Origin of the sequence: Rhizohabitans arisaemae (assembly GCF_025996515.1) — a bacterium.
Lineage (GTDB): Bacteria > Actinomycetota > Actinomycetes > Streptosporangiales > Streptosporangiaceae > Rhizohabitans > Rhizohabitans arisaemae.
In genome coordinates, this window is the sequence record NZ_BLRH01000034.1 from 1,407,602 (window position 1) to 1,425,110 (window position 17,509).

Below are 17,509 nucleotides of genomic sequence, written 5' to 3' on the forward strand. Positions count from 1 at the left end.
AGCAATAGGGTCGTCCCATGACCGTCCTGCCCGCTGATGCGGTAACCGAACTCATCCGCGTACTCCCCGCAGACCAGGTTCTCACCGACCCCGACGTCATGGCGACCTACAGCCGCGACCACACCTTCCTCCAGCCGGGCAAGCCGCTCTGCGTCGTACTCGCCCGGCATCGCGACGACGTGGTGGCGACGATGCGGTGGGCGAGCGCGCATCGGATCCCCGTGGTTCCCCGCGGCGCGGGCACCGGGGTCTCCGGCGGCGCCACCGCGACGGACGGCTGCGTCGTGCTCACCCTGGACCGGATGACGGCGATCGTCGAGCTCAACCCCGAAGACGAACTCGCCGTGGTCGAGCCGGGGGTCATCACCGCAGACCTGGACCGGGCCGCCCGCGCGCACGGCCTGATGTACGCGCCCGACCCGGGGAGCTACGAGATCTCCTCCATCGGGGGCAACCTCGCCACCAACGCCGGCGGGCTGCGCTGCGTGAAGTACGGCGTCACGCGGGACTCGGTGCTCGGCCTGGAGGCCGTACTCGCCGACGGGCGGGTCATGGCGACCGGCCGCAGAACCCTCAAAGGGGTCGCCGGATATGACCTGACCAGCCTGTTCGTCGGTTCCGAGGGGACGCTCGGAGTCATCACCTCGGCGACGCTGCGGCTGCGCCGGGCCCCGCTGGTCCCCCCGGCCACCGTGGCCGCCGAGTTCCCGGACGTCCGTACGGCCGCGGCGGCCTCCGGGGCGATCGTCTCGGCGGGGCTGCGCCCGTCGATGCTGGAGCTGCTGGACCGGATGGGCCTGCAGGCCATCGACGACATGCGCAGCATCGGGCTCGGCGCGAACGTCGGCGCGATGCTGCTCATCCAGTGCGACGACCCCGACCCCCAGCCCGGCGCGGAGGAGATGGCGAAGCTGTGCCGGCAGGCGGGCGCGTCGTTCGTCGCGGTCTCCTCCGACGAGGCCGAGTCGGCCGAGCTCATCGGGATCCGGCGGATGGCCTACCCGGCGCTGGAGCGCCTCGGCCAGCTCCTCCCCGAGGACGTCTGCGTCCCGCGTTCGGCGCTCTCGGAGATGATCGAGCGGATCGCGGCGATCTCGGCGTCCTCCGGCGTGCCGATCGGCTGCGCGGCGCACGCGGGGGACGGGAACCTGCATCCGGTGTTCGTGTTCGACCGGGGGCTGCCCGAGCCGCCGCCCGAGATCTGGGCGGCGGCCGAGGAGGTCTTCCGGGCCGCGCTGGACCTCGGCGGGACGCTCACCGGCGAGCACGGCGTCGGGGTGCTGAAGCGCCGCTGGCTGGAGCTGGAGACCGGCCCGGTGGTGGCCGACGTCCAGCGGTCGATCAAGCACGCCCTCGATCCGCTGGGGATTCTCAACCCCGGCAAGGCAATCTGATGGAGAACACAATGAGTCTGGTACACCTCAGCGTCGAGGACCGGATCGCGACGATCACCCTCGACTCCCCCGCCAACCGCAACGCGCTGTCCCGGCGGCTGCTGGAGGAGCTGACCGCCCACCTGGCCGCCGCGGCGGCCGACGACGGCGTCCACGCGGTGGTGCTCACCCACACCGGGAACGTCTTCAGCTCCGGCGTGGACCTGGCCGAGGCCCGCGCGGAGGGGATGGAGGCGGGCACCCTGCGGCTGATCTCGCTCTTCACCACCCTGGTCGAGCTGCCCAAGGCCGTGGTGTGCCGGGTCGCCGGCCGGGTGCGCGCCGGGGGTCTCGGCATCCTCGGGTCGTGCGACATGGTGTTCGCCTCCGACGACGGGGACTACGCGTTCAGCGAGTCCCGGGTGGGCATCGCCCCGGCGGTGATCTCCCTGACGCTCGCCTCCCGCCTGGACGACCGGGCGATGGGCCGGTACTTCCTGACCGGGGAGACGTTCGACGCCCGGGAGGCCGAGCGAATCGGCCTGCTCACCCGGGCGGTGCCGGCGGAGGCGCTGGACGCGGCCGTCGCCGAGGCGACCGCGGCCCTGCGGATCGCCTCCCCCCAGGGAATACGGGAGTCCAAGAAGATCACCACCGTGGGGTTGCGGCGTGCGCTGGCCGAGCACGGTGTCCCGACGGCGGCGCTGTCGGCCCGGCTGTTCGCCTCGGAGGAGGCCAAGGAGGGGATGTCCGCGTTCCTGGAGCGGCGGAAGCCGCGGTGGATGTCGGATCACTAACTCATCGGGTGATTTATTGCACTCTTCCCCCACAACGGGACACAACCGCGTAGCATTGCGCGCAATTGCAAGAAATCGGGAGGATTGCTATGCGACTTACCTTTCTCGGTTCCACCTCGGAGAGAACCTCCTGCCCCTCGCTCTACGAGACGGATCGCGGAACCGTGGTCGTACAGGGCTACAAGGTTGTCGACGACGAGGCGCTCGCCGATCTCCAGCACGTGCTGGAGGGTGAGACCGCGGTGGAGGTTCCCCGGGAGCTGCTCGTTGACATCGCCCGCAGAGTGCTGATCTAGGGCGATATTCTCAGGGATCTGTGACCTCGTGCACGTGCACACGCCCGGCACCTGGTCTACGCTCAGGCCGCATCATGTCACGGACCCTGCCCGGAGGAACCGTGAGCGGCTTTCAACAGACACGAGTGCTCCTTGGCGCAAAACTGCGTCAATTGCGCGAGCAATCGCAACTCAACGGCAAGGAGATGGCCGAGCGTCTCGGCTGGCCTCCGTCCAAGGTCTCCCGGCTGGAGAACGCGCGCCAGACCGCGACCGAGGAAGACGTCGTCGTGTGGGGGCGTGCGGTGTCCGCCGCCCCCGGCACGCAGGACGAGCTGATCAGCATGGCCCGCACCGCGCTTGAGCACCAGAACTCCTGGCGGCAGCGGTACACCACGGGGATCAGCAGCGCCCAGGAGGACATGCGCGATCTGGAGGCGCGGACCACCCACATCCGCGCCTTCGAACCCGGGCTCATCATGGGGCTGCTGCAGACCGCCGAGTTCGCCCGCCACATCTTCTCCGGCGCGCACCGGGCCTACGGCGGCGTCGACGACGTCCACGACGCGGTCCGCGTCCGGATGCTCCGCCAGGAGATCCTCTACGATCCGTCCAGGACCTTCCAGTTCATCGTGCCCGAGGCGGTGCTCCGCTACCGGGTCGTCCCGGTCGAGGTGCTGCGCGGGCAGCTCGACCGGCTGCTGGCCGTCACCTCCCTGACCAACGTCGAGTTCGGCGTGATCCCGTTCGACGCCCAGCTCCCGCACGCGTTCCTCAACCCCTTCTGGATCTACAACGACTCGCTGGTCGGCGTGGCCACCAAGACCAAGGAACTGGTGCTGCGCGAGACCGAGGACATCGCCTTCTACATCCAGGCGTTCGAGGAACTCCGCAAGGTCGCCTGCTTCCGCGAAGACGCCCGTCAGGTGATAATGAGGATAATTCAGGACCTATCCCACGCAACCGAGGAATAACCCTCCACAATTGCTTGCCTTCAGCCACAAGATCGTGCAATTCTTGCGGCTGAGACGGCCATTGCGGAGGTGATATCCGTGCGCGACACCCTGAAGTATCTGGAGCAGTTCGCCCAAGCCGTACAAGAGCATGGCGACCTGTCGGCCGAGGTGGTGCACCCGGCGTCCGCCCCCGTGTACGTGCACGTCAGGAACCGGTTCAGCTTCAGCCTCTTCGAGGACGTGACCTGCACCCCCGACGGTTTCTTCCTCACCTCGTGGGAGTACCGTCTCGGCCGCACCGACAACGTCGCGGGCGCCGCGGACCGGCTCGCCTACCTGCTCGCCGCCATCCGCGCCTGATCTACCCCGTCAGGATCGCCATGGCCGCGTTGTGGCCCGGGATCCCGCTCACCCCGCCGCCGCGCCGCGCCCCCGCTCCCCCGAGCAGCACGCGCTCGTGCGCCGTCTCCACGCCCCACCGCCCGACCTCCCGCTCCTCCTCGGCGAACGGCCAGCTGAGGTCGCGGTGGAAGATGTGCCCGCCGGGCAGCCCCGCCTCCGTCTCCAGATCCACCGGGGTCTTGGCCTCCAGGCACACCCGCCCGTCGGGCGTCCGCAGCAGGCAGTCCTCCAGCGGCTCGGCGAGCACCGCGTCGATCGAGCGCAGCGTCGCCGCCAGCGCCCGTTCGCGTGCGCCGGCGGGGTCGCCGCGGAACAGGCGGGCCGGCATGTGCAGGCCGAACGCCGTCATCGTCTGCACGCCCTGCTCCCGCAGTTCGGGAGCGAGGATTGAGGGGTCGGTCAGCGTGTGGCAGTAGACCTCGCAGGGCGGCAGATCGGGGATCCGCCCCGCGGCGGCCTGCCGGTAGGCGGCGGCGAGCTGATCGCGTCCCTCGTTGACGTGGAACGTCCCGCTGAACGCCTCCTCCGGACGTACCGCGCCGTCCCGGAGCCGAGGCAGCCGCGCCAGCACCATGTTGACCTTGAGCTGGGCGCCCTCCGCCGGTACGGGCTCCTCGCCGAGGAGCCCGGCCAGGATCGCCGGGGGCGTGTTCACCACGATGTGCCCCGCCCGGACCGTCCGCTCCGCGCCGCCCGCGTCGACGAAGGCGACCGCGCCGTCCGGGTCGACCGCCACCACCTCGGTGCCGGTACGGATCTCGGCCCCTGCCCGCCGCGCGGCGTCGGCCAGCGCCGCCGAAACCGCGCCCATCCCGCCGACCGGGACGTTCCAGTCGCCCGTCCCGTCGCCGATCAGGTGGTAGAGCAGGCACCGGTTGGCCGCCGGATCGACGTCCGGATCGGCGAACGTGCCGATCAGCGCGTCGGTCAGCACGACCCCGCGTACCGTGTCGTCGGCGAACCGCTCCGCGACCACCTCGCCGATCGGGCGTTCGAACAGGTCTCGCCACGCCTGCGCCGATCCGACGACCTCACGCGTCGCCCGGGCGGACAGCAGCGGCTCAAGCAGGGTGGGTGCCAGGCGCCGCGCCACTTCGGCGACCATGTCGTAGAACCCCCGCCAGGCACGGAGCTCGGCCTCTCCCCCGGTCACCGCCCGGAACGAGGCGGCGGTACGGACGTCGTCGTGCCGGTCCACGAGCAGGCCGGTCCCGGCGACCGGCGTGTAGGAGGCGTACCTGCGGGTGCGCAGTTCGAGGTCGAGACCGAGATCCTTGACGATCTTGGAGGGAAGAAGACTCACCAGGTAGGAGTAGCGGGACAGCCGCGCCCCGACGCCGTCGAACGCCTCGGCCGAGATGGCCAGGCCGCCCACGTGGTCCCGGCGCTCCAGGACGAGGACGCTCCGTCCGGCCCGGGCAAGGTAGGCCGCGGCCACGAGTCCGTTGTGCCCGCCCCCGACCACCACGACGTCATACCCCGAACGAGTCACCCATCCTCCTGAATACCGGGATATTTACGACGAAGTTCCTATTTCGCCGTGTTTCATCCGGCCCAAGGTACGTCCGAACCCCATCCTTTGTGAAGCCTTGCGCGGGAGCACCACGGGTGGAACCACAACCACCTCTACGGGCCGGCCACCCGCTTTCCCGCCGTCCTGACGGCCGTACGGGCGTTCCCGCCATCGTGGAACACACACCGCCCAGGTGACCCGATCGGCCGCCGGCCTGAAGCGCGGCCCGGATCGGGCAAACCGCTCATCGCCCCGGAAGAAGCCCGGGACCGCTCGGGTGAGCGGCACAGGAGGATCCGAACCCCCGGGTGCCGCCGAAGACGCCACAACCGCCGCACGACGTACCCGGACCGGTACACCACGACCGTCCGGGCACCGCTTGAGGCCTGGTCCGAGGTCAGGTACGCGATGCGGCCACAGCCCCCGCACCATCCGCGTGATCGTTGTGCTGCGCGTCCCCCGCCGGGTGCGCACTCCCCAACGATCACAGGGTTCGACTGCAGGCGGCGCGGGGCTTTCCCGTGATCGTTGCGGTGTGCGTTCCTCTCGGGGTGCGCACAGCACAACGATCACGGTGTGGCGTTCGGCACGGCTGGAGCGGGTCGGGGTGCGGCGGTGGCCCGTACCGTGCCGACTCGCGTGATCGTTGTGTTGTGCGTCCCCCGCCGGGTGCGCAAACCGCAATGATCACGGGGTTCGGCTGCGGGCGGCACGGGGCTTTCTGATGATCGTTGCGGTGTGCGTTCCTCTCGGGGTGCGCACAGCACGACGATCACGGTGTGGCGTTCGGCACGGCTGGAGCGGGTCGGGGTGCGGCGGTAGCCCGTACCCCGCTTGGCTCGTGTGATCGTTGTGGTGTGCGCGCCCTTGGTGGTGCGGACGGCGCGGGCGGTCACGCGGTGCACGGGCTGAGGGCTCTCCGAAGACCACCGGGACCGGCCCGGCGCAGTCGCGCACCCGGCACAGGGTGATCGCCCGCGCCGTCCGCACCCTGCAGGGCGCACACACCGCAACGATCACGTGAACGGGGCCGTGGCCTCGCCGGGTACTGCACCTCTCAACAGGCCCTGGCCGCGAGGGATACTCGGTTTCTCCATCGGCTTTGGCCCTTGGCGCCGGACAAGCCGTGCACAACGCTCAAAGGAACGCCGCGGCGCGGCCCGTACCCGATCTCCGGTCAACGGCCGCGGCGCTCGGCGGAACCGCTCGCGACGCGGAGGAGGGTGAGTTCGGGGCCGGTGAGCCTTCGTCCTCGCCGCCACACGGCGCGCAGGTCGCGTACCAGGTCGAGTCCCTCCAGCGGGATCTCGACCAGCCGTCCGGAGAGCAGTTCGGCCTCGACCGCGAACACGCTGAGCACCGCCGGGCCCACCCCCTCCTGCGCGGCGCCCTTGACCGCGGTGTTGGAGCCGAGTTCGAGCCGCGCGGGGGCGGTCTCCAGGCCGGTGAGCGCCGATTCGAGCATCTCCCGGGTGCCGGATCCCCGCTCCCGGACGACGAGGGGGGTGGCGGCGAGTTCGGGACCGCTGAGCGGGGTACGGCGCCGCGCCCACGGGTGACCGGCGGCCACCACCACGACGAGGCGGTCCTGCGCGACGACCCGGGTGGCGAGCCCCGGCGGGGTGCGCGGCCCCTCCACGAAGCCGAGCTCGATCTCCCCATCCCCCAGGACCAGCTGGGCGACCTCGGCGGAGTTGACGACGGCGAGCCCGACCTGCACGGCCGGTTCGCGGCCGCCGAACTCGCCCAGCCAGCGCGGGAGGAGGTACTCGGCCACGGTCATGCTCGCCGCGACCCGCATGTGGGCGTCGCGGTCCTGGCGCACCGCGGCGGCGCCCCGCATGAGCTGGTCGGCGGCGGCGAGGACCTGGGCCGCCCAGTCGGCGACCATCTTGCCCTGCGCGGTGAGGGTGGAGCCGCGGGGGGTTCGCTCCAGCAGGGGCAGGCCGAGCCGGCGTTCGAGTACCGCGACGCGCCGGCTCGCCGAGGGCTGGGAGATCCCCGCCGCCCGGGCGGCCTGGCCGAGGCTGCCCAGCGTTCCGACGTCCACGAGAAGCCGGAGCGACTCCAAATCCGGCGGACTGCTCATAGCCAAAGTGTATGACCTTTGCACAAATCTCCGGCTACTCAACCCCGCCAAAGACTCCCAATGTGGACATATGTCCGCGCACCCCCCGATCACCGGCCCGCGCCTCGCAACGAACACGACGACCCTCCCCGACGCCCTCCCCGGAATCGGTGCCGCGGCTGCGGCCGTCGCGATCGCCTACGCGGTCAACGCGGTCCTGCCCCGGGTGAGCCCCTTGCTGGTCACGGTCGTCCTGGGCGCGGCCCTGGTCAACCTCGGGGGACTCCACCCGACGCTCCGGCCCGGGATCCGGCTGGTCACCCGGCGGCTCCTCCGGCTCGGCATCGTCTTGCTCGGCCTGCAGCTCGCCCTCCCCCAGATTCTCGGCCTCGGCGTCTCCGTCCTCGCCGTCGTCGTGGTCGCCACCACCGCGACCTTCCTGGCGACCCGGTGGCTCGGGCCGCGGATCGGGGTCTCCCCGGCGCGCTCGCTCCTGATCGCCGGCGGGGTCTCGATCTGCGGCGCCGCCGCGATCGCGGCCATGGAGGAGGTGAGCGAGGGCGACGGCGACGACGTGGCGGCGGCGATCGCCGTCATCACCGTCTACGGCACGCTCGCGATCCTCCTCCTCCCGATGCTCCAGGCCCCCCTCGGGCTGGACGACCCGGTGTTCGGCGCCTGGGTGGGCGCCTCCGTGCACGAGGTCGCCCAGGTGGCGGCCGCGGGCGCGGCCGCCGGGCCGGCCGCCCTGGCGGTCGCCGTCGTCGTCAAGCTCGGGCGCGTGGTCCTGCTCGCCCCCATGGTCGCGGGTACGGCGTTCGCCCGGCGCCGCCGGTCGCGGGGGGACGCCGCCAAAGGCAGGCCGCCGGTCGTCCCGCTCTTCGTGGCGGGGTTCCTCGCCATGGTCGCCCTGGGCGCCACCGGGTGGGTGCCCGAGGCCGCCGTCTCGGCCTCCTCCCAGACCGCGACACTCCTCCTCGCCGCCGCGCTCTTCGGGCTCGGGACGGGGGTCCGCGTCACCGAGCTGGTACGGAGCGGCCGGGCCCTGATCCTGGGGGCGGTGGCGACGGCGCTGATTTCGGCGATCTCATTGATAGGCCTCACGCTCGCTGGGTAGTTAGCCCGATATGGTGCGCGAAATGCTCACCTCAACCATTCCGGGGGACCGAATGCTCCACCTGTCCGACGAGGTCGGCGAAGCCCTCGACCGGGGATCCCCGGTGGTGGCCCTGGAGTCGACGATCATTTCCCACGGCCTCCCCCAGCCGCGCAACCTGGAGGTCGCCCGGGAGCTCGAGCAGATCGTCCGCAAGGAGGGCGCGATCCCCGCGACGATCGCCGTACTCGACGGCAACGTCCACATCGGGCTGAACAAGCACCAGCTCATCCGGATCGCCACCCACAACGACATGCGCAAACTCGGCTTCCGCGACCTCTCGGTGGCCCTGGCCACCGGCCGGAGCGGCGCGACCACGGTGTCGGCGACCGCTTTCCTCGCCGCGCGGGCCGGGATCGAGGTGTTCGCCACCGGCGGGCTCGGCGGCGTCCACCGGGACTGGGCCAGCTCCCTGGACGAGTCCGCCGACCTGGACACGCTCAGCCGTACCCGGATCACCGTCGTCTGCGCCGGGGTCAAATCCATCCTCGACGTCCCCGCCACGCTCCAGCGCCTGGAGAGCCTCAACGTCACCGTCGTCGGATACCGGACGACGACCTTCCCCGGCTTCTACCTGCACTCCTCGGGCGAGCCCGTCGACTGGTCCCTCGACTCCCCCGAGGAGATCGCCGTCGTGATGCGCGCCCGCGACGAACTGGACGGGCCGGCGAGCGCCCTCGTCGTCGCCAACCCCGTCCCCGAGGACGAACAGCTCCGGCCCGACCTGCACGACCTCGTCCTCGCCGACGCCCTGGCGGCCATGCGGGAGGAAGGCGTCGTCGGGCAGGCCATCACGCCGTTCCTCCTGGACTATCTGGTCCGGGGAACCAAAGGGGCCTCCCTGGAGGCCAATCTCGCCGCGGTCCGCGGCAACGTGCGCCTGGGGGCGCAGATCGCCAGAGCCTTCGCCCGTCCCCACATCGCGAGGGCGTGAGCCGTGGCCCGGACCCGCCCGTGAGCGGCCTCCTCGTGATCGGGGACGTCGTCACCGACATCCTCGCCCTGCCCAAGGGGCCGGTGTCCGCCGGAGTCGACGTGGACGCCGAGATCGCCATGCTCCCCGGAGGGTCCGGGGCGAACACGGCGGCCTGGGCCGCCCGGCTCGGCGCCCCCACCCGGATGCTCGCCCGGGTGGGCGAGGACTCCGGGCGGTGGCACGCCGAGGAGCTGCGGCGGGCCGGGGTGGACACCTGCCTCCGCTTCGACCCCGCCCAGCCCACCGCGACCGTCATCGCGCTGATCGACCCCACCGGTGAGCGGTCGATGCTCACCAACCGCGGGGCCGGCGGCCTCCTGGGCGTCGAGGACTGGGATCCGGCTCTGCTGGACGGGATCGCCCACCTGCACCTGTCGGGGTATGTCCTGTTCGCCCCTTCAGGTCTGGCCCTGGCCGGCATGGCGATCACCGCGGCGCGCGCCCGGGGGGTGACGATCAGCGTGGACCCGGCGTCCACCGGCTTTCTCACCGGATTCGGGGTCAAGCGGTTCCTGCAGGTGACCGCCGCGCTCAACCTCGTCATCCCCAATCGCGACGAGGTCCGCATGCTCACCGGATCCACCGACCCGGAGGCGGCGGCGGAGAAGCTGAGCTCCGCCTACGGGCTGGCCGTGGTGAAGCTGGGAGCGGACGGGGCGATCGCCGCCCGGGGCGGCCGGATCGTCGCCCGGGCGGAGGCGACCGCCGAACGGGTGCTCGACTCGACCGGTGCGGGCGACGCGTTCGCCGCCGGATTCCTCGCCGCACGGCTCTCGGGCGCCGACGAGGAGGAGGCGTTGCGAGCCGGATGCCGGGCGGGCGGGAAAGCGGTCGGGCTTTTTGGCGGACGGCCTCCACCGCCCGGACCTGCCCCATCACCTGATCTTGCCTAGCGGGCCCGGGATTGGGAACCGTCGTGGACTACCGCCTATCTGATCGTATTGATAGCTTTCGCTATGGTGAGCCCCATTAGGCCTAGGCACCACCCCTACGTGGCTCGGAGGTAGCGGTCTGCTGATGGACGGAGAGTCCTCGATCTGCCTAAGTGATCTGGTTCCGGCACTGCGCTGGACCCGTCAGGAGCAGATCGCCGAAGTCATGGCAGACCCCCGACTGCCTGCGGATTGGTGGAGATCACTCACGGTGGTCACCACGTTGACCACCCTCGGGGTCGACGTGCTCTGCGAACGTCTGGCACGGCTCGCCGTCGCCCGATGGGACCACGTCCCGCTCACCGACATGCTGCCCGCCCTGCTGATCCGGGAAGCCGAACCCGAGAAACCCGACTGGGCGCCCGGCCCGCGGCCCGCACCGCAACCTGGCTGGGTGCGGTTCCGCCGGCTCAGCCCCAGCGACCTCCGGGTCTGGAAGAGCTCGCTCGACCTCGACGTCACCGCCATCATCGCCGCGGCGTTCCGGGACGTCCTCGGCCGGCAGATCGAAGAGCGGCAGGCTCCGCCCGCACCGCCCGCCACGCCGCACCCCGGCGGGCAGCCCGCACCCCACCAGCCGCCGCCCGGGCAGGCCCCGCCGTTCCCCGGCGCCAGGCCCGCCGACACGCCTCTGGCCGCGCAGGCCGCCGCCGCGCTGCTCACCCCCCAGCAGCAGCCCGCCTCCCCGCCGTTCCCCGGCGGCCAGCAGCAGGCGCCACCGCTCATCCCCCTCGTCGACAACCTGTTCCGCAGCTGGCACGAACTGGAACGGGCCGTCGCCGTCGAACGCCTGTTCGCCGCACAGCCCGTCAACCTGCGAGCCCTCGCCCAGCGGATGGGTGTCGACCGCGACCAGCTCAGCCACGCGCAGCGCAGCGCCGAGGAACGCATCCTGCACTGGCTGCGCTCCCCCGACTCCGCGCCCCTCACCCGCCACCTGTTCACCCTCACCGAATGGCTCGGCGTCGCCGCCACCGAAGACCAGCTCGTCAACGCCGACCCCGGCCACACCTCGCCGGTCCCCTCCCTCAACACGCCGCTCTGGCGCGTCCTGGTCGCCCTCATGCCCGACCGGCGCCTCCAAGACGGCTGGCTGATCGTCGGCGACATCCGGATGCTGCAGGACCGGACCCGTCAGGTGCTCGCCCACCGCACCGCCGACACCGACCTCGTCGAGCTCCTCGGGCAACTCGGCATCCGGGCCCACTCCGCCCACGCGTGGCTCGCCACACTCCCCCCCGCCGCCCAGACCGCCCCGCCCGCCGGAGCGACCCCCGCCCTGCCGAAACGGCCCGTACCCGGGTCGGCGCCGTCCGCCCCCAACGGGGCCGCCCCCGACCCGGCCCGAGCAGGCGCACCCCCGCTTCCCCGGCGCAAACCCGGCGCGGGCGGCCACCACCCCCCCGGCTACCGGGACACCGCCCAGCACCCCCCGGTCCCCGCCGGACCCGTCCAGCCACCCGCCGCTCCCCAGCCCTGGGTACCGGACCTGTCAACCCCCGACAACCGGCACTGGCACCGGATCGACGTCAGCGTCGAACACCTCCGCGGCGAACCCGTGCTCGTTCCCGAGGCCTACGCCACCCAGCTCGGCATGCGGCCCGGCACGCTGCTCTCGGTCACCGGCCCCGGAGACAACGCGGTCGTCCTCGTCTGGCGGGACCGGCAACCGGTCTTCGACTCACTCCAGTCGGTACTGCTCCGGCTCAACGCCAGACCCGGCGACCACATCTACATCAACGTGGACGGCTTCCGCCTCGACGCGCAACTCCACTCCACCGTCGCCTAGCCCCCGGCGGCCGCAACCTACGGGACGGAGCCGGCCCCACCGGGGCGGGCTCCACCGGGACAGCCGCCGGAAGCCCGCACACGCCCGGGAAACCGAGAACCGATCTTCTTTCCTCGACGAAGATCCCGGAGGGCTGTACGGGCCGTCCGGCGCCTGCCCTGAGGCATCCTGCGGCGGATCCCGGCCGGGTGGGTCGTTACCCGCCCCGACCATCGGTGCCGCCGGTCGTCGTGGATGGATGAGGGTCAGTCTGATTTGAGGAGCTTGCGGTAGTAGATCGCGCTTTCCTGGTATCGGGCGGCACGGTAGAACTCGGGAGCGCGGCGGGTGGCGAGCGCCACGAACCGAGCGTTGCGGGAATTCGCCCAGCCCTCGAACTCGTCGAGCAGCGCCCGGCCCATGCCGCGCCGCCGGAACCCCGGATCGATCATGACTTCTTCGACCCAGGCGACCCGGCCGTTGGCGAAGAGGGTGACGTGGACGAAGCCGAGCAGATACCCGCACACGCGGTCGTCCGTACTCGCGACGATCAGGAATGCGTTCTCGTCGTTGAGAAGGTGCGGAAACGAAACATCGAACGAGGCCCGCTCAGGCTTGAAGGAAACGGAGAAACCCCGGGTCAACGCGAAGACCGCCTCCGCATCGGTCCTCTCGGCCCTCCGCAGCTTGAGATCGCCAGACGTCATGGCCAGTACTTTAGGTCATACCAACCTGTCTCGCGCTATACGTTCCCTTCGTCATTTGGCGTCCGCGCCGTCGTTTCGAAAGACGTCCTCTGCTCTATCACCCTTTTCCGATGCGGTGACCGCTCTGGCCTCCATCGTGACGCGGGCCGCCCGTCGACGGCCATGAAACAGGTGCGGGTCACACGTTCCGCGTGGCGGTGGCGGTGGCGGTGGCGGTGGCGGTGGCGGTGAGCACCCTACCCAGCCCGGTGCGACGGCTGGCGGCCCCGGGTGCCCCCGCCACGCGTTGGGTCACCGTCCACGGCCGGCCTCAGCCCGGTCACCCGGCGAACCGATCATCGCCATCCCGGTTTCCGGCCCTTGACCAGGCGTCGTCCCGGTGGCCGTCGGTGACCGACGATCGAGTGGCCGGGGCAGAACCCCGGCCTTCACCGTCACAGATCGTTGAGACCGAGCTGACGTGCGATCAGCATTCGCTGAACCTCGCTGGTGCCCTCGCCGATCTCCAAGATCTTCGCGTCGCGGTAGAAGCGGCCGACGGGATACTCGTTCATGAACCCGTAGCCGCCGAAGATCTGCGTCGCGTCACGGGCGTTGTCCATCGCCGCGTTACTCGACACGAGCTTGGCGATCGCGGCCTCCTTCTTGAACGGCTCGCCCGCGAGCATCTTCTCCGCCGCGTGGTAGTAGGCCAGCCTGGCGGTGAACGCCCGGGTCTCCATGTCAGCGATCTTGAACTGGATCGCCTGGTAGGCCCCGATCGGCTTGCCGAACGCGTGCCGGTCGCGGACGTAACCCAGGGACTCGTCGACGCAGCCCTGGGCGAGCCCCACCGAGAGCGCCGCGATGGCGATCCTGCCTTCGTCCAGGGTCTGCAGGAACTGGGCGTATCCCCGGCCGCGCTCGCCGAGCAGGTTCTCGGCGGGAACCCGGCAGTCGCTGAAGGAGAGCTCCCGGGTGTCGGACGCCGACCATCCGACCTTCGAGTATTTCTTGGACACGGTGAACCCGGGCGTCCCCGCGGGGACGAGAATCGTGGAGATCTCCGGCTTGCCGTTCCGCTCACCGGTGATGGCCGCGACACCGACCACCCCGGTGATGTCGGTACCCGAGTTGGTGATGAACGCCTTCGTCCCGTTGATCACCCACTCGCCGCCGTCGAGACGCGCGGTGGTCCGCATGCCGCCGGGGACGTCCGACCCGCCGCCCGGCTCGGTGAGCCCGAAGGCGCCGAGCAGCTCGCCGCTCGCCAGCCTGGGCAGCCACTCGGCCCGCTGCTCGTCGGTGCCGAACCGGTAGATCGGCATCGCGCCCAGGGAGACCGCCGCCTCCACGGTGATGGCGACCGAGGAGTCGACGCGGGCCAGCTCCTCCAGTGCCAGGCAGAGCGCGAAGTAGTCGCCGCCCATCCCCCCGTGTTCTTCGGGGATGGGGAGCCCGAACAGGCCCATCCGCCCCATCTGCCGGACGATGTCGTAGGGGAACTCTTCCCGCTCGTAGTAGTCGCCGATCACCGGGGCCACCACGTCGTGGGCGAAGTCCTCGACGCTCTTGCGCAGCGCCTCGTACTCCTCACTCAGCCGATGCATCGTTCACTCCTTGCTCCGTGGGGGTCGTGTGGTCGCCTGCCGTCCGTGAAGCCCGCTGCCCGGCCGCTTCCGGCTCGTGATCGTCGCGGAGTTTCGCGCCACGCGCCTGGACGACACGGGAGGTGCTGGGACGACCGAGTCTCTCCGCGAGCCAGAGGCTGGTCCGGATGAGCGCGTCGAGGTCGACCCCGGTGTCGATGCCGAGACCGTGGAGCATCCACACCAAGTCCTCGGTGGCGAGGTTTCCGGTGGCGCTCTCCGCGTACGGGCAGCCACCGATCCCTCCCGCCGAGGCGTCGACGACGGCGATCCCGCTCTGGAGGGCGGCGAGCGTGTTGGCCAGCGCCTGGCCGTAGGTGTCGTGAAAGTGCACGGCGAGCGCGCCGGCCCCGATCCCTGCCTCGGCGAAGGCGGCGATCAGCGACGTCACGTGCCCGGGGGTGCCCACCCCGATGGTGTCGCCGAGCGAGAGCTCGGCACAACCGAGGTCCAGCAGGCCTTTGCCGACGGAGACGACCTGCTCGACCGGGACCGGCCCTTCCCAGGGGTCGCCGAAGCACATGGAGAGGTAACCCCGGACGTTCAAGCCCTCGTCCTTCGCCCGGGCCACGACGGGCGCGAACATGTCCATCTGGGTGGACAGGCTCCGGTTCAGGTTGCGCTGGGCGAAGGTCTCGGTGGCGCTCCCGAAGACGGCGATGTCGATGACGCCGCTCGCCAGCGCCCGGTCCAAGCCCCGCTCGTTGGGGACGAGCACCGGATAGCGCACGCCCGGCTCCCACTTCATGAGGGCGAGCAGCTCGGCCGCGTCGGCCAGCTGCGGAACCCAGGCCGGGTGAACGAAACTGGTCGCCTCGATCGTGCTGAGGCCCGCCACGGCGAGTCGCGCGATGAACTCCGCTTTGACCTCGACGGGAACGATCGTCGACTCGTTCTGCAGCCCGTCCCGGGGACCGACCTCGTGGATCCGCACCCGCTCGGGCAGGCCCTGCATGAGATGGCTCACGGCTCCACCACCATCAGGATCGCGTCCATGTCGACCCGCTGCCCCACCCGCACGGGCAGCTCGGTCACCTTCCCGTCGACCGGCGCGGAGACCGTATGCTCCATTTTCATCGCCTCCACCACGATCAACGCCTGACCTGCGGTGACCGCATCCCCAACCGCGGCCTTCACGACGAGCACGGTGCCCGGCATGGGGCTGCGAACCACCCCGTCGCCACCCGAGCCGTCCCGGTGCCGCGCCGCGTCAAGCCGTTCGGTCTCCTTGAGCACCCAGGTGTCGCCTTCGCGTCCGAGCCAGACGACGTCCCCGTCCTTGGCCCAGGCGTAGGTGTGGCCGACCCCGGCGTAGACGAGTTTCAGCCGTCCCGCCGAATCGGCGGTGAGACTCGCCGCCACCGGTTCCCCGCCGTCGATCGCCACCTCGCCGGCGCGGGTGCGGACTTCGGCGTCCCCGATGCGCATGGTGTTCCAGGCACGCTCACCGATCCGCCACCCGTCGGCGATGTCCCAGGGGTCGGTCCCTCCCACCCGGGAGAGGTCGCGTTCCAGTGCCGCCGCCGCGAGCACCTCGTGCGGTACCTCCCGGGTGCTCACCAGCTCGTCGAGGTGCCGCTCCACCAGGCCGGTGTCGAGGTTTCCGGCGAGCACGTCGGGATGGGCGAGAAGCTCCCGCAGAAAGCCGACGTTGGTGGTGACACCGAGCAGGGTCAGCTGCGAAAGGGCCGCGGAGAGCAGCCGCAACGCCTGTTCGCGGTCGGCGCCCCGAGCGATGACCTTGCAGAGCATCGGATCGTAGGAGCTCCCCACGACGCTTCCCTCGGCGATCCCCGAGTCGAACCGGACGCCGAACATGAGCGGCTCGCGGTAACGCAGGACGGTACCGCCGGTCGGCAGGAACCCCCGGACGGGGTCCTCGGCGTAGACCCGCGCCTCGACGGCGTGGCCGGAGAGCCGCACCTGCCCCTGGGTCATGGGCAGGGGGTGCCCCTCGGCGACACGGATCTGCAGTTCGACGAGGTCGAGATTGGTGATCTTCTCGGTGACGGGGTGCTCGACCTGGAGCCTGGTGTTCATCTCCATGAAGTAGAACTCGCCGTCGCCGACGATGAACTCCACCGTCCCGGCGCCCACGTACCCGCAGGACCGCGCGGCTTCCACCGCGGCCGCACCCATCCGCTCGCGGGTCGCCTCGTCGAGCAGCGGGGACGGAGCCTCCTCAACGATCTTCTGGTGCCGGCGCTGGAGGCTGCACTCACGCTCCCCCAGGTGGATCACGTTGCCGTGCCGGTCGGCCATCACCTGGAACTCGATGTGCCGGGGGTTCTCGACGAACCGTTCGACCAGGAGCGTGTCGTCGCCGAACGCGGCCGCGGCCGTCCGCCGCGCCGACGCGAGCGCCTCCGCCAGGCCGGCGGGGTCGTCGACCCGGAGCATGCCCTTGCCGCCGCCCCCCGCCGACGGCTTGATCAAAAGCGGAAAGCCGACCTGCGCGGCCTGCGCGAGGTCGGTCGTCCCGGGGACGACGGGCACCCCCGCCGCGGCGACCGTCTCCTTGGCGCGGATCTTGTCGCCCATCGCCTCGATCGCCTCGGCCGGCGGGCCGACGAACACCAGCCCGGCCCGTTCGCACGCGCGGGCGAAGGCCGGGTTCTCCGCGAGGAACCCGTATCCGGGGTGGACGGCCTGGGCCCCGGTGGCCAGGGCGGCGTCGATCACCCCGTCGATGTCCAGGTAGCCCCGCTCCAGCCGTACGGCCTGGTCGGCCCGGTCGAGGTGGTAAGCCCCTTCGTCGGCGTCGCTGTAGACGGCGACGGCCTTGATGCCGAGCGCCCGCAGGGTCCGAATGATCCTGGCCGCGATCTCGCCACGGTTGGCGACGAGCACGGTGTCGAAGGCCACGGGGTCGGACGTCTCCGGATCCGGTGTCCCCGGGCGGAAAGTGCCGCCGGAAGGTGTCTGCCCGGACATCATGATCGGCCCCCTGCCGGAAGG

At 71.1% G+C, this 17,509-nt stretch carries 15 protein-coding genes; 9 read left to right on the forward strand and 6 right to left on the reverse strand.

Annotated features, from left to right (window positions below; translation table 11 throughout):
• Positions 1-17 precede the first annotated feature (17 nt).
• From RUR_RS21860 to RUR_RS21880, 5 genes are all read left to right on the forward strand, one after another.
• Positions 18-1,394, forward strand: a complete 1,377-nt coding sequence (locus RUR_RS21860; RefSeq protein WP_283136969.1) for an FAD-binding oxidoreductase — start codon at positions 18-20, stop codon at positions 1,392-1,394.
• An 11-nt stretch (positions 1,395-1,405) separates the two neighbouring features.
• Positions 1,406-2,170, forward strand: coding sequence for an enoyl-CoA hydratase family protein (locus RUR_RS21865; RefSeq protein WP_283136970.1), 765 nt, complete (start codon positions 1,406-1,408; stop codon positions 2,168-2,170).
• Between the two features lie 89 nt (positions 2,171-2,259).
• Positions 2,260-2,466: a hypothetical protein gene (locus RUR_RS21870; protein WP_283136971.1), complete on the forward strand. Its 207-nt coding sequence runs from the start codon at positions 2,260-2,262 to the stop codon at positions 2,464-2,466.
• A gap of 74 nt (positions 2,467-2,540) precedes the next feature.
• The gene (locus RUR_RS21875) at positions 2,541-3,419 is read left to right on the forward strand and encodes a helix-turn-helix domain-containing protein (protein ID WP_283136972.1); all 879 of its coding nucleotides are present in this window, start codon (positions 2,541-2,543) and stop codon (positions 3,417-3,419) included.
• A gap of 78 nt (positions 3,420-3,497) precedes the next feature.
• A complete protein-coding gene (locus RUR_RS21880; protein ID WP_283136973.1) occupies positions 3,498-3,761 on the forward strand; it encodes a hypothetical protein in 264 nt (87 codons plus the stop codon).
• A 1-nt stretch (position 3,762) separates the two neighbouring features.
• Here the strand turns inward: RUR_RS21880 and RUR_RS21885 are convergent, their stop codons facing one another.
• Positions 3,763-5,295 carry a phytoene desaturase family protein gene (locus RUR_RS21885; protein WP_283136974.1) on the reverse strand — a complete coding sequence of 511 codons (1,533 nt, stop codon included), beginning with the start codon at positions 5,293-5,295 and terminating at the stop codon, positions 3,763-3,765.
• 1,198 nt (positions 5,296-6,493) lie between these two features.
• Positions 6,494-7,405 (reverse strand): LysR family transcriptional regulator, encoded by a 912-nt coding sequence (locus tag RUR_RS21890; RefSeq protein WP_283136975.1) that lies wholly within the window; start codon positions 7,403-7,405, stop codon positions 6,494-6,496.
• A gap of 70 nt (positions 7,406-7,475) precedes the next feature.
• Between RUR_RS21890 and RUR_RS21895 the strand changes: the two genes are divergently transcribed.
• From RUR_RS21895 to RUR_RS21910, 4 genes are all read left to right on the forward strand, one after another.
• Entirely contained in the window at positions 7,476-8,501 is a 1,026-nt protein-coding gene (locus RUR_RS21895) for a YeiH family protein (protein WP_283136976.1), read from the forward strand.
• 22 nt (positions 8,502-8,523) lie between these two features.
• Positions 8,524-9,474, forward strand: coding sequence for a pseudouridine-5'-phosphate glycosidase (locus RUR_RS21900; RefSeq protein ID WP_283136977.1), 951 nt, complete (start codon positions 8,524-8,526; stop codon positions 9,472-9,474).
• Positions 9,475-9,494: 20 nt separating this feature from the next.
• Entirely contained in the window at positions 9,495-10,409 is a 915-nt protein-coding gene (locus RUR_RS21905) for a carbohydrate kinase family protein (protein ID WP_283136978.1), read from the forward strand.
• Positions 10,410-10,533: 124 nt separating this feature from the next.
• Positions 10,534-12,237: a hypothetical protein gene (locus tag RUR_RS21910; RefSeq protein ID WP_283136979.1), complete on the forward strand. Its 1,704-nt coding sequence runs from the start codon at positions 10,534-10,536 to the stop codon at positions 12,235-12,237.
• Between the two features lie 245 nt (positions 12,238-12,482).
• Here RUR_RS21910 and RUR_RS21915 read toward each other — a convergent pair whose 3' ends face one another.
• From RUR_RS21915 to RUR_RS21930, 4 genes are all read right to left on the reverse strand, one after another.
• Entirely contained in the window at positions 12,483-12,923 is a 441-nt protein-coding gene (locus RUR_RS21915; protein ID WP_283136980.1) for a GNAT family N-acetyltransferase, read from the reverse strand.
• A gap of 434 nt (positions 12,924-13,357) precedes the next feature.
• Positions 13,358-14,512 carry an acyl-CoA dehydrogenase family protein gene (locus RUR_RS21920; RefSeq protein ID WP_283136981.1) on the reverse strand — a complete coding sequence of 385 codons (1,155 nt, stop codon included), beginning with the start codon at positions 14,510-14,512 and terminating at the stop codon, positions 13,358-13,360.
• A complete protein-coding gene (locus RUR_RS21925; RefSeq protein WP_346349059.1) occupies positions 14,496-15,506 on the reverse strand; it encodes a hydroxymethylglutaryl-CoA lyase in 1,011 nt (336 codons plus the stop codon). Before RUR_RS21925 ends, RUR_RS21920 begins: the two co-directional genes overlap by 17 nt.
• Before the next feature lie 8 nt (positions 15,507-15,514).
• Entirely contained in the window at positions 15,515-17,488 is a 1,974-nt protein-coding gene (locus RUR_RS21930) for an acetyl/propionyl/methylcrotonyl-CoA carboxylase subunit alpha (RefSeq protein WP_283136983.1), read from the reverse strand.
• Positions 17,489-17,509: the final 21 nt, after the last annotated feature.

Coding starts and splice junctions, on each gene's coding strand:
- RUR_RS21860 (WP_283136969.1), top strand. CDS start 18: ATGACCGTCCTGCCCGCTGATGCGGTAACCGAACTCATCCGCGTACTC.
- RUR_RS21895 (WP_283136976.1), top strand. CDS start 7,476: ATGTCCGCGCACCCCCCGATCACCGGCCCGCGCCTCGCAACGAACACG.
- RUR_RS21870 (WP_283136971.1), top strand. CDS start 2,260: ATGCGACTTACCTTTCTCGGTTCCACCTCGGAGAGAACCTCCTGCCCC.
- RUR_RS21915 (WP_283136980.1), bottom strand. CDS start 12,923: ATGACGTCTGGCGATCTCAAGCTGCGGAGGGCCGAGAGGACCGATGCG.
- RUR_RS21875 (WP_283136972.1), top strand. CDS start 2,541: ATGTCACGGACCCTGCCCGGAGGAACCGTGAGCGGCTTTCAACAGACA.
- RUR_RS21930 (WP_283136983.1), bottom strand. CDS start 17,488: ATGATGTCCGGGCAGACACCTTCCGGCGGCACTTTCCGCCCGGGGACA.
- RUR_RS21920 (WP_283136981.1), bottom strand. CDS start 14,512: ATGCATCGGCTGAGTGAGGAGTACGAGGCGCTGCGCAAGAGCGTCGAG.
- RUR_RS21925 (WP_346349059.1), bottom strand. CDS start 15,506: ATGCAGGGCCTGCCCGAGCGGGTGCGGATCCACGAGGTCGGTCCCCGG.
- RUR_RS21910 (WP_283136979.1), top strand. CDS start 10,534: ATGGACGGAGAGTCCTCGATCTGCCTAAGTGATCTGGTTCCGGCACTG.
- RUR_RS21865 (WP_283136970.1), top strand. CDS start 1,406: ATGAGTCTGGTACACCTCAGCGTCGAGGACCGGATCGCGACGATCACC.
- RUR_RS21900 (WP_283136977.1), top strand. CDS start 8,524: ATGCTCACCTCAACCATTCCGGGGGACCGAATGCTCCACCTGTCCGAC.
- RUR_RS21890 (WP_283136975.1), bottom strand. CDS start 7,405: ATGAGCAGTCCGCCGGATTTGGAGTCGCTCCGGCTTCTCGTGGACGTC.